8 protein-coding genes are annotated in these 11815 nt (G+C 41.3%); 1 reads left to right on the forward strand and 7 read right to left on the reverse strand.

The window, feature by feature from the left end:
* From CEX98_RS17280 to CEX98_RS17305, 6 genes are all read right to left on the reverse strand, one after another.
* Positions 1 to 1362: ATP-binding protein (locus tag CEX98_RS17280; protein ID WP_099643261.1), on the reverse strand; the 1362-nt coding region annotated here is incomplete at its 3' end.
* A complete protein-coding gene (locus CEX98_RS17285) occupies positions 1355 to 2566 on the reverse strand; it encodes a hypothetical protein (RefSeq protein WP_099643262.1) in 1212 nt (403 codons plus the stop codon). The genes CEX98_RS17280 and CEX98_RS17285, both read right to left, overlap by 8 nt.
* Before the next feature lie 489 nt (positions 2567 to 3055).
* Complete coding sequence (locus CEX98_RS17290) at positions 3056 to 4285, reverse strand: FG-GAP repeat protein (RefSeq protein WP_099643263.1); 1230 nt, start codon at positions 4283 to 4285, stop codon at positions 3056 to 3058.
* A 214-nt stretch (positions 4286 to 4499) separates the two neighbouring features.
* Positions 4500 to 5000 (reverse strand): DUF4240 domain-containing protein, encoded by a 501-nt coding sequence (locus tag CEX98_RS17295; RefSeq protein WP_099643264.1) that lies wholly within the window; start codon positions 4998 to 5000, stop codon positions 4500 to 4502.
* Positions 5001 to 5141: 141 nt separating this feature from the next.
* On the reverse strand, positions 5142 to 5639 hold the full coding sequence (gene ilvN, locus CEX98_RS17300) for an acetolactate synthase small subunit (RefSeq protein ID WP_099643265.1): 498 nt from the start codon (positions 5637 to 5639) through the stop codon (positions 5142 to 5144).
* The gene (locus tag CEX98_RS17305; protein WP_099643266.1) at positions 5639 to 7360 is read right to left on the reverse strand and encodes an acetolactate synthase 3 large subunit; all 1722 of its coding nucleotides are present in this window, start codon (positions 7358 to 7360) and stop codon (positions 5639 to 5641) included. Before CEX98_RS17305 ends, ilvN begins: the two co-directional genes overlap by 1 nt.
* A gap of 366 nt (positions 7361 to 7726) precedes the next feature.
* Between CEX98_RS17305 and CEX98_RS17310 the strand changes: the two genes are divergently transcribed.
* Positions 7727 to 10708 carry an immune inhibitor A domain-containing protein gene (locus CEX98_RS17310; RefSeq protein WP_099643267.1) on the forward strand — a complete coding sequence of 994 codons (2982 nt, stop codon included), beginning with the start codon at positions 7727 to 7729 and terminating at the stop codon, positions 10706 to 10708.
* 32 nt (positions 10709 to 10740) lie between these two features.
* Here the strand turns inward: CEX98_RS17310 and CEX98_RS17315 are convergent, their stop codons facing one another.
* Positions 10741 to 11748: an isocitrate dehydrogenase gene (locus CEX98_RS17315; RefSeq protein ID WP_099643268.1), complete on the reverse strand. Its 1008-nt coding sequence runs from the start codon at positions 11746 to 11748 to the stop codon at positions 10741 to 10743.
* Positions 11749 to 11815: the final 67 nt, after the last annotated feature.

Raw genomic sequence — 11815 nt, forward strand, 5'->3', positions numbered from 1 at the left:
GTTATGCGCTTCCTCGCACACAATCAAAAAAGGAATATCGTTGGTTTGATTTGTAGAATGCTTTATCTTCGAATAATGGAATGCAAAGTCAAACATTAATCGAGATATAAGGCTTACGGTTATGCTCAAAACTTCGAATGGTATTCCACTCAAGTCAACAACTGTAACATTGGATTTATCGATATACCCTAAAAACTGTTTAATTACTTCACTGAAGTCATTCGTTTTAAACTCTGTATCATCATCTTTAACAGGCTTGAGTAAAAATGCCAGCCTCTTATCGTTTAACTTAGTCTCTAGTCGTGAAATAAACCGATCAAACTCACCATTAAAACCTCCTTCCTTTGAAACTTTTACGCCAAGAGTTTCATGCTTCGAATTTCCAGTTGAAGATAAAAAGTTAATCTTCTGCCATAGGCGTTCTTCGTCATATTCAATTTCTTCATCAAGTATTGCAAAGTACTTTAGTGAGTTTTTATCATAAACAGTTAAATTATTCTTGTTATAAATATAGTTATAAACCTCCTCAATACTGAAAAATACAGGAGAGTCATATGTAACTTTATCTAACTCTGGATTATGTTTCTCTTTATTTAAAATAACGGCTTGCTTAAACTGGGATAGCTGATTATGTGAATTTTGCTCATTGCTTTCTATGAAAATAGATTCTAATTCTTCAGCATTCATTAGCCAATATGGGAGTGTAAGATTATCAACATCTAGTTTGTTTAGGCTAAATTTTTCACTTTCATCAACAGTGAAGGCTGACGAGTACTCTGAATGAATATCAAAAATTATAACGTGTGAGTTTTTTTGATTTCCTCTATTAGAATTTTTTGCATTGGCGATACCAACTGCATTTTGAATGAGACTAGACACAGCGCACGACTTACCTGATCCGGTAGATCCTACTACCCCGATATGTTTCCCAAAAAATCTATCACCATCTATGCAAAACGGTACGGTAGGATTGCCTGACAGGCGTCCAATCTCAAATCCAAAGCTGCTATCATCTGAAAATATTATGGAAAGATCTTCTGTACTGAAAGTATGTACAATCTCCGTAGGGACAGGCAAAACTTGAGTTCCTCTTTTAAATTCAAGTTTGTCGTCATTATTTATTAGAGCCCCGATTGGTGAGGCCTCTATAACAAAGCTCCATTCGACAACACCATCTTTCTCTGATTTTTGAGCTGTCAAATTATTTACAATAGCAACTGCATAGTTATGATTACCATCTTCAATCTTTAGGAATTTACCTACTTGTAGATCAGTCTTGTTTTCTTCAAGTGTCTTAAGATTACCAATTCCAATTGATACCTTATCTGGCGAGCTTGATAATACGTGTCCAACTTTACTCATGGCTATTCCTTATCCCTATTACATATTCAAGTTCGTTAAAGTTGCTTGTTCCAACTTGATAAAAGTTCACATCAGTTAGCTCAATATTATTTGGCGTCTTGCTACTAACCAAGTACAAATCATCACCTTTCCTATGGTTTATTGCTTCTTTTTCAGAGTCCATTGCTAATAATCTAAGATCGAATTCACGTTCTTCAATATTATTACTAATTATTTTTTTCATAGGATCTCTGAAAAAATACTCCACTTCAAAGTCGTTTCCAACAAGCCCTGTATTTGCTTTTATTCCCTTCTTGTACAATCGAGACTCAAGATCCCTGATTGCTTCAAAATTATCATTAATAATAAATGTTGGAGGCTTTAGATGGCTCGGCTTAGAATAGTATTTCTTTATGTAATTCCCGAAAAATACAACAACTTTCTCTTCGTAATCATCAATCTCATTTTTATTAATATAAAAATATCTGTCTCGGCTGTTTTGAGAGAAAGAACTGGAGAGCTGTTGTTTTATAAGTTTAAGTATTTCTCTCCGATTTTTTAGTGCTAGCGTCCATTTAGATATTGCTGTATGTGTGGCGTTTGAAAGGTAGCTGTATAATTTTGCCTTAGTTATCTGCCTCTCCGTTTCATCTTTAATGCTCGACAGCTTTGCAATCTTTGCTATTGAATTAGGATACAGTAGCGTATCAACATCACTTCCTTGAATGCCGAGCAAATCTAAGGCCGTCTTCGTGCTTCCTTCAATTTCATCTAAGGAAGGGCCAAAAACAATTCTTGTATTCTTTAGGAATTCATCATTATCGAAATTGTTTGAGAGCCTAGATACGATTTTTGAAAGAGATTTATCAGTGGTAGCTAACGCAGATTCTAAAGTTGTACGTTCAATTTCTTTCTCACCATGAACTTCATTCGGGATAAAAATAAAAATCGTGTATTTAATCTTTGCTGTTGGATTCTTATCGTAAGATTCAGCCATTTGCAGTAAAGGCTTAAATATTAGGCTTGGTGTAAATTTATCTTTGGACTCATGATATTTGCATTGAATAGCTTCCAGCTCACCACTGGCGGACAGAACATCTACGTCTTCTACTACACCTTCGACTGTAATTACGTCCTCATCGTCCGCATTAGCTATCTCAAGAATAGTTTTATTAAATTGATATAAAAATCCTTTAATCGTGCTATCTGCAATTCTATCTGACATTAAGCATTACATCCCTTTGTTTGTTGTTTCGCCAGAGCTAGTTTGGCACCTAACAATTTTATAGTGTGCCCGTCGCGCATCTTTCTGCCGATGATACGCTCATATATTAGTAATAACTATGTTTAACAAATAAAGCAATGCAATGCAATGCAATGCAATGCCAACTATAATATTGTTATTAACACTAAAGGTATTCAGAAAAAGAAAATACGCTCGTAGCTCATTTTCTTGACTATGGGAGCACAACAACATACCTGTGTTATTTATACAGTTATCATTAATATCAGATTTATTGAGTAGAGCCAATATCATTAGGTGAATCACTGTATCTGATAGCTCAAAGCCGCCCTTAGAATAATTACGTTAACTCACTTTGGGGCAAAAACGAGTCATACCTATAGATCCGCTTCTGCCACATACGCAACTGTCAGATTAAGACTTATTCATGCCATAGTTCAAGTATACTTATACAACTTAGCTTAGTTTATCTTAGTTTAGTTCTTCCAAATCAATAATATAAGCTGCGCCTGAGCTATCCCCATTATCATCACGGTGGGGCGTTGCGATAATTGCGGTCTGATCTGATACAGCTATATTCCAACCAAACCTGTCTTCAGGCGCGGCATCTTTGGCAAAGACTGTAGTGGAGTATTGCCATTGGCCTTGGTGTTTTTTGTATACGTAGAGCGCACCGGTGTTATTGCCTTTTTCATCATGATGCATTGCTGTGATAAGCGCGGTATCTTTAGTTAACGCAACACCCCGTGCGAACCTATCATCTGCTTTGGCATCTGGCGCTACTAATTTTTGTGTTTGCTTCCATTCTCCATTTACTCTGTCGAACAAATAAGCAGAACCCGCATCCTTACCTACACCTTTAATATCATCTCTTCTGGCAGAAATAAGCGCGGTGTCTCCAGAGATTGCTACACGAACGCCAAAGATATCTGTTTTTGCGCCATCATTTGCCGTCAGCTTTGCCTGTAATCCCCACTTTTTACCATCAAATTGATAAGCGTAAACCGCACCGGCTTTTTCTGCTTTTTCATCATTTAAATCCGCGCCGACTAAAATGGTGGTGCCGTCTATTGCTACGCTAATTCCAAATAAGTCACCAGCAGCACCGTCGTTGGCTGTCAACTTCGACTGAAAGCGCCAAGTATTGTTTTCTCGTACGTAGACATAAGCTGAACCTGAGTCTTTGTGTGGCGCATCGCTATGTGGCGCACCGATAACCAAAAACTGTTCGGTTAACGCAATACTTTGTCCAAAAGCATCTCCCGTTTTTGCATCGTTGGCCGTTAGCATTTGCTTTTGTACCCAGCTATTTTTAGTGCGCTCAAAAGCAAATACTGCACCCGCATTTTCTACTTTGCCATCTCGGTTTATCGCGCCAAGCATCGCAATATTATTCTTAAGTGCTACATTGCCACCAAGAGTGTCGCCAGCATAGGGCGGTGTTGAGGTCAGCTTTGCCTGTTGCTGCCAGCCTGACGTGCCAAACGTGTATATGTATGCAGCGCCAGCATCCTTAAGATTATCAGTATCCACTTTATGTGCACCCACCAATGCAGTGTTACCGTCTATTGCTACGCTATAACCAAACTGCTCTTCTGCTTTGCCACCGTCAGGCAACAACTTTTGCTGCCCAGCCATACTTTGGCAGGCAAAAACTAACGCTAAACAGGGAAGGTATTTAACACCATTGAGAGCTTTCATCGTTATTCTTATTGTTTTCAGTATAGGGATCTACATACTATTCGACTCATTAACATTTAACAAGACGTCGAGCTTTTGGTAACGGGGAGCGTTAAGCTATAAACAGGAGGAAGAGAAATGCACGTGTGTAAAACTCTGTGGCCGTGAACAAAGGGCTTTGATATCTCCCTACAAAATAATCAAAACCCTATCCATTAAAACAATGAGCAATGCCTCATCCTAGCCAATATTGGCCGAAAAGTTGAGGTAAATCAGCCTTTAATTGTTTTGGTTTATTTTTAAATTTTTTCCCTTGCGGCGGAAAGTTCACCACGCTGTGATAGGGGAGTTCATCTTGATTTTTTTCTTCAAACAGTAACCCCGCTACTAAGTCTAATTCGTCAATAAAGGGGTAGGGCAGATCATCTTTCGTTGGGATTGCGAACTTATTTGCCAATTCATCGGGCTGCGCAGTAAGGATACTTACCGCTTCCGGTCCACGGCTAATAATCCAATTACAAAAATCCAAGAAGTCGTACTCGCTGTTGCACCCAGCAATCACATATGCAACTTTCCAGTTATCCCAATGCCACAACGCTCTGAGTTCTTTGGTGTACAAGGCATCAAACTGGGCGATTTCCTCTGAGCTTAGGGTAACTAGGCGTGCTTTTAAATATTCACTATCTTGTGTGTGGTCAGGGGCGGTAGCAAGCTCCCAGAAGCGTTCGAGTTCCATGTGTATCATCTAACTTGATAAAACCGCGATTATAGCTAGTAACCTAGGCCGAGTAAATCCGCTCCCCTTGGCACGCACACAAAAAGAGCAGAGCTTAACAGCGTGCCTACCTAGCTCTACTCAAGAGTATTTACGGGTTAGTTAACCCTTAAGTGCTTTATCGCCACGGCCAATCCCCACTGCACCTGAGCGCACCAGTTCAATAATATCACTTTCATGCCGTAACAACTCCAAAAATGACTCTAAGCGCTCGGCTGTGCTCACCATTTGTAAAATATAGCTTTGCTTGCCCATATCAATAATACTCGCCTGGAACACCTCAGCAACACGATTGATTGCAGCTCGTGTCGCTTCGTCTCTGGCAAATACTTTTACTAGCAGCAACTCACGCTCAATGTGCTGCATTTCAGTCAAGTCAATTACCTTAAGTACGTCTACAAGCTTATTCACTTGTTTGGTGATCTGCTCAACGATACGATCATCACCTTGTGTTGTAATTGTGATCCGAGAAAGGGTTTTGTCGGCAGTAGTGCCAACGGTTAGACTATCAATGTTGTAAGCACGCTGAGAAAAAAGCCCAACAATACGCGACAATGAACCTGGTTCATTCTCCAATAAGATCGATAATATTCTTCTCATTATGCTTTTACTCCCTTTTTCAACCACATCTCATCAACCGCACCTTGTTTAATTTGCATTGGGTACACATGCTCAGATTCATCAACCAATATATCTAAGAAAACTAACCGGTCGGTGATTGCCATCGCCCGCTCAAGGGCCTCATCAAGCTCTTCAGGTTTGTTAACTCGAATACCAATATGACCATAGCTTTGTGCTAACGCCACAAAGTCAGGTAACGACTCCATATATGAGCTAGAATGACGTCCCTCGTACATCATATCTTGCCACTGCCTTACCATGCCTAACGAGCGATTGTTCAACGACACAATTTTTACAGCGAGTCCGTATTGTAAGCAGGTAGAGAGCTCTTGAATATTCATTTGAATTGAACCGTCGCCTGTTACACACAATACTTCATGCTCAGGAAATGCCTTTTTTACTCCCATTGCGGCGGGCAAACCAAAACCCATCGTTCCTAATCCACCTGAATTAATCCATTGCCGCGGCGATTTAAATGGATAATATTGCGCTGCAAACATTTGATGTTGACCAACGTCGGAACACACATAGGCATCGCCATTGGTTAACTGATAAAGCTTTTCTATTACCGTTTGCGGTTTAATTTTTTCAGTCCCTTTTGTATACGCAAGGCAGTTTTGCGCACGCCAAGTTGTGATCGATTGCCACCAGTCTTCCTGTGCTGCACGGTCAATCCGCTTTTCACTTTTTTCAATACCACGTAATAGTTGCTCTATTACTGTGTCTAGGCAACCAACAACTGGAATATGCGCCTGAATGGTTTTAGAAATTGAGGTGGGGTCAACATCCACGTGAACAATTTTGGCATTAGGGCAAAACTTCTTCACGTTATTTGTCACACGGTCATCAAACCGAGCACCTAAGGCAAGGATCACATCGGCATTAGCCATTGCTTTATTTGCTTCAAGGCTACCATGCATTCCTAACATCCCAATAAAATTCGGGTGCGTACCACTTATCCCACCAAGTCCCATAAGTGTGTTAGTAATTGGCGCATTCAGTTTTTCAACCAGCTCAGTTAGCTTATCAGAGGTGTTCGACAGAATAATGCCTCCGCCAGAATAAATAACTAAGCGTTTTGCCTCTATAATAGCTTCGACGGCTTTGCGGATCTGCTTGGAATGCCCCTTTACACTGGGGTTATAGGTACGCATATCAATGTGTTCGGGCATCACATAGTCAAACTTTAGTGCAGGGTTTAAGATATCTTTTGGCAGCTCAACAACAACGGGCCCTGGCCTGCCAGAATTTGCCAGATAAAATGCCTTGGCTAATACTTCTGGAATTTTTGTCGCATCACGACAATTAAAGCTATGTTTAACAATAGGGCGCGAACACCCTACGATATCCGTTTCTTGGAACGCGTCGTCTCCAATCAGGTTAGAAGGCACCTGACCCGATAACACTACCATGGGAATTGAATCCATGTAGGCGGTTGCTATTCCGGTAATGCAGTTGGTTGCACCAGGACCGCTGGTTGCAAGCACCACACCTACATCGCCTGTCGCCCGAGCATAGCCATCAGCCATATGGGTAGCAGCTTGTTCATGTCTAACTAGAATATGTTCAATTTCTGATTGTTGAAATAACGCATCATAGAGATCTAGAACAGATCCACCAGGATAACCAAATATATATTTAACCTTTAATGCGCTCAATGCTTTAACTACTAGCTCCGAGCCGTTGTATTGCTCTGCCATTACCTCATTCCTCGTCGATTGTGCATGCTTGTTGTATTTTTAAAACAAAAAAAACCCCGCGGTTTGCGGGGTTTGAGTATTTCTTTCAACTAATAGCTCCCCGCTGAACTCTATGAAGAGACCAGTACCACCACGAGAACGATTACTTGAAAAAAGTGTGTCATTGTTTTTGCCTTAAATTTGATCTCCAACTTAGCGTACACAGTATTAGATATAAATTCTACCTTTCCACCTTTCAAATGTTGAAATATAGCGTTTCAATTTAAAATTTATCCTCATTTGAATTTTTTATTTACTTTAATCTTTTACGGGAACAATGACATAAAAATGCTAAACTTAAGGTTCCATACTGCTAGAGGCATTTTAATGAATATTTTTAGACTGGGCTTATTCACTTTGGTTGCGCTCACACCTTGCACGGTGCCGGCACAAGTAGTCCATAAAGAGCAAATCATCTATTGGCAAGAGAAAAAGCTTGGCCGTGTAATGAGTGATTATGAACGTACTATTGCACTGAGGGAGTTTACTCAAGGTAAACCCATCGCAAGCCAAATTAAAACGCCATATTCGATTAAAAATGCACTCCAGCGCAACCATAAGTCGAGTGTGCAATACGCTATCGGTTCAGTTCAGCCGTTAAATGAAGCAAAGATCTTAGCAATTTTAGTGGATTTTCCAGATCTGCCCAACGATCAAAACAGATTAAACCCAGGCGATACGGATATGTACTATCCAAGCTATCCAGCCTCTCACTACCAGTCGTTACTCTATTCGGAGTCTGGTTATAACGGTCCGAATAATGAGGCTTTACAGTCCGCAACACAGTTTTACCAAGCGGCATCGGGAGGCAGTTTAAAAATAACAGGTAATGCATTTGGTTGGGTCACTGCGGATCAAAATGCCGCTTATTATGGCAAGCAGGAGGGCGATACACGAGACTTAAGGCCAGAAGAGTTAGTATTTGAAGCAGTCTCCAAAGCGGTATCACAGTTTAATATCGATTTATCTGAGTATGATAAAACCGATCTAAATGATATAGACGGTGATGGAAATAAACTAGAGCCAGACGGTATCATTGATCATGTCATGCTGTTTCACTCTAGTATTGGCCAAGAAGCAGGTGGCGGCGTACTAGATAGCGATGCAATTTGGTCACATCGATTTTTTGTTTTTGACCAAAATAACCAGCCAAAAGCAATCCCCAATACCAATTACAAAGTATACAACTACACTATTAATCCAATCGATGCCGCAATCGGTGTCGTCGTTCATGAGTTTGGACACGACTTAGGTCTTCCAGATGAGTATGACTTAAACTCCAACGAGATTGGCGAGCCAGTGGCACTGTGGTCAGTGATGTCATCAGGAAGCTACTTAGGGGCATTAAGTGGCTCTCAACCTACGCAGTTCTCACCAAAAAGTCTGGAATTTCTGCAGCAAAATTATGCAGGTAATTGGTTGCAACAGGCTGAGTTCACCCTTGATGACTTAAATACAGAACAAACCATTACCCTGAGCGATATTGGCGTTAATGACAGTAGCACAAATCAAATAAAAATTGATTTGCCAGCTGAGCTCGAAGAGTTTGTTGTCCCCCTTGCCGACAACTATCATTATTATTCGGGTCAGGATGATAGGTTAAATAATCAAGCCAGTTTTACACTTGCGCTTCCCAATGCAACGCAACTATCTCTGAATATGCTTGCAAATTATAGCATTGAGCTCAACTATGACATCTTTCAAGTAGTGATAAATGGGCAACCGATCCCAGGAAATACCACAAAAAGCAATCACCCAAACTATCCCAACGTTGTAAATTATATGGATGGTGAGTCGAGCACTTTTGGTAGTAACCCAATTTCGTTAACCTTTGACATTTCAGCATATCGAGGGCAAACAGTGACAGTTAGCTTTGTCTACCAAACTGATGCCTTTGAGACCAAAAAAGGCGTATTGCTTGATAATATCGAAGTGGTGGCCGATGGTACTCAACTCTATCTAAATACTGCTGAACCAAACAATGACTTGGTTTATAACGGTTTTCGTAAAATATCACGATACAGAGCAAAGCAGAGTAACGCGTACTTTGCTCATTTAAGATCATTTCGAGGCTTAGACTCCGGATTGTCTTTGTCGGGATACAATTCTGGTGTGCTAATGTGGTACAGCAATAATAGCCAAGCTAACAACTCCACGTCGTTACACCCTGGCTTGGGCGATATGCTGGTTATAGACCAAGACCAAAACCCAATTTATAGAGGTGACGGACAAACGCTTGCCACCAGTCGTATTCAAGTGAGAGATGCTACTCTGAGACTGGACAATCAAAAACCTGGCCTTGGCGATCAACACCTGAGCCCAATCAGTACTTTTAATGACACCCAAGATTATCGCTTTGATCTTCAAAAAGAGTCAGGGGTAATATTACCTGCTTATGGCGTTCAGGTTCGAGTCAACACCATAGAAGATGATGCCAGTAGTGCAGAGGTAGGGCTGGTGTACCTTAGTGACCCAAAAATTACCCAAATTCAATCACAGAATACGATAAGCTTTAGTATAAAAGGGCTATCCCTAAGTGAGTCAGACTCATTTTTGTGGGATTTTGGCGACGGCCAAACGAGCCAAGCACTTTCCCCTGTGCATAGTTACCAAGAAGCGGGGAACTACACGGTTTCTTTTACCCGTACAAAGGCTGATGGCACGAGTTCAAACCTCACCACAAATGCAAGTGTTGGCGACGTTGTAGCCATTCCTCTCGAAGTTCAAAAAATTAAAACCACAGCCGTAGGGCAAGGGTTTATATTCAGTGCTGACGTGATCGGGGGCAAAGCACCTTATGAGCTTGAATGGAACTTTGGCGACGGCAATACAGCCGCAACAATATCGGCAGAACATGTTTATACACTCAGTGGCAACTACACAGTAACAGTGACCGTTACTGACGCTGAAAACAATACCGCCAGCGCCTCAACAACGGTAAGTGTTGAAGTGCCATTAACGCTTGAGGCTTCAGCTTCGACGACTAATTTACAAGCTAGCTTTGTTGCAACCGCAAGTGGGGGTGATGGTAATTATCAAGCAAGTTGGGACTTCGGTGATGGTGCTCAGGGCAGTGGTCTCACTGCAACTCACACTTATGCACAAGCAGGTACATACAATGTGGTGTTAACCTTGTCCGATGGTCTGGAGCAAAGTGTAAAGGCAAGCGTTGAGATCACGGTGACCGCACCTACTACAACCCAACCAGATCCAGTGGATAGTAATGATAGTGGTTCTTCAGGTGGTTCTATTGGTTGGTTTTTGTTGTTAAGTACAATAATGATAGGACTAAGAAGAAGGTGGTGCTAATGCACCACCTATCGCGAAAAATGAGCGTGCTATTATAGGCGCTCGATTACCGCTTGAGTGAAATCAGTTGTGCCGTGGCTACCACCTAAATCACGAGTTGTACGGTCGCCGCTCTTGATCACATCCGCAACTGCACTGCGGATTTTCTCTGCTTTGTCAGCTTCACCAAGATACTCTAGCATTTGAATTGACGCTAGGATAACTGAAGTCGGGTTTGCTAAGTTCTTACCAGCAATGTCTGGTGCACTACCATGAACCGCTTCGAAGATTGCAGCGTCGCTACCGATGTTTGCACCCGGTGCCATACCTAGACCACCAACAAGACCAGCACACAGATCAGATAGAATGTCACCGAATAGGTTTGTAGTAACAATGACATCGAACTCTTCTGGTGTCATCACTAATTTCATACAGGTAGCATCTACGATCATTTCCGCAGATTCGATTTCAGGGTAACGCTCACCAACTTCACGTGCTACTTTAAGGAAAAGACCAGAAGTAGACTTAAGGATGTTGGCTTTATGAACCGCAGTTACTTTTTTACGGCCTTCACGCTTTGCAAGCTCATAAGCGAAAGTCACGATCTTTTCAGCACCTTCACGGGTGATTTTTGACATCGCTTCTGCTTCGTTACCATCTTCAGATACCACTTGGCCAAGACCAGAATACATACCTTGCGTGTTTTCACGTACCGTGATGATATCGATATCATCATAACGTGCTTTTGTACCTTCAAACGATTTAACTGGACGTACATTGGCATAAAGGCCAAAATGCTTGCGTAAGGTAACATTGATAGATGTGAAGCCTTCACCAACAGGTGTTGTTAATGGACCCTTAAGCGTAATTTTATTACGTTCAATTGCTTCAAGCGTAGGAGCTGGAAGTAATTCACCTGTTTTTTCTAATGCAGCCAAACCTGCGTCTACGTATTCATATTCATAGTCGCAACCTACGGCTTTTAAGATCTCGATAGCTGAATCGATGATGCTTGGGCCAATGCCGTCGCCACGGATAACTGTGATGGTTTGCTGTGCCATGTCTTTTCCTTTATCAAAAGTTGTAATACACCCGAGAAGAATTGCAAACTAAGTTTAGTAGAAATTA

The organism is Pseudoalteromonas piscicida (genome assembly GCF_002744175.1).
Classification (GTDB): domain Bacteria; phylum Pseudomonadota; class Gammaproteobacteria; order Enterobacterales; family Alteromonadaceae; genus Pseudoalteromonas; species Pseudoalteromonas piscicida_B.

Excerpts from the sequence above, each read along its gene's own strand:
- CEX98_RS17290 (WP_099643263.1), bottom strand. The coding sequence starts at position 4,285 with ATGAAAGCTCTCAATGGTGTTAAATACCTTCCCTGTTTAGCGTTAGTT.
- CEX98_RS17295 (WP_099643264.1), bottom strand. The coding sequence starts at position 5,000 with ATGGAACTCGAACGCTTCTGGGAGCTTGCTACCGCCCCTGACCACACA.
- ilvN (WP_099643265.1), bottom strand. The coding sequence starts at position 5,639 with ATGAGAAGAATATTATCGATCTTATTGGAGAATGAACCAGGTTCATTG.
- CEX98_RS17285 (WP_099643262.1), bottom strand. The coding sequence starts at position 2,566 with ATGTCAGATAGAATTGCAGATAGCACGATTAAAGGATTTTTATATCAA.
- CEX98_RS17305 (WP_099643266.1), bottom strand. The coding sequence starts at position 7,360 with ATGGCAGAGCAATACAACGGCTCGGAGCTAGTAGTTAAAGCATTGAGC.
- CEX98_RS17315 (WP_099643268.1), bottom strand. The coding sequence starts at position 11,748 with ATGGCACAGCAAACCATCACAGTTATCCGTGGCGACGGCATTGGCCCA.
- CEX98_RS17310 (WP_099643267.1), top strand. The coding sequence starts at position 7,727 with ATGAATATTTTTAGACTGGGCTTATTCACTTTGGTTGCGCTCACACCT.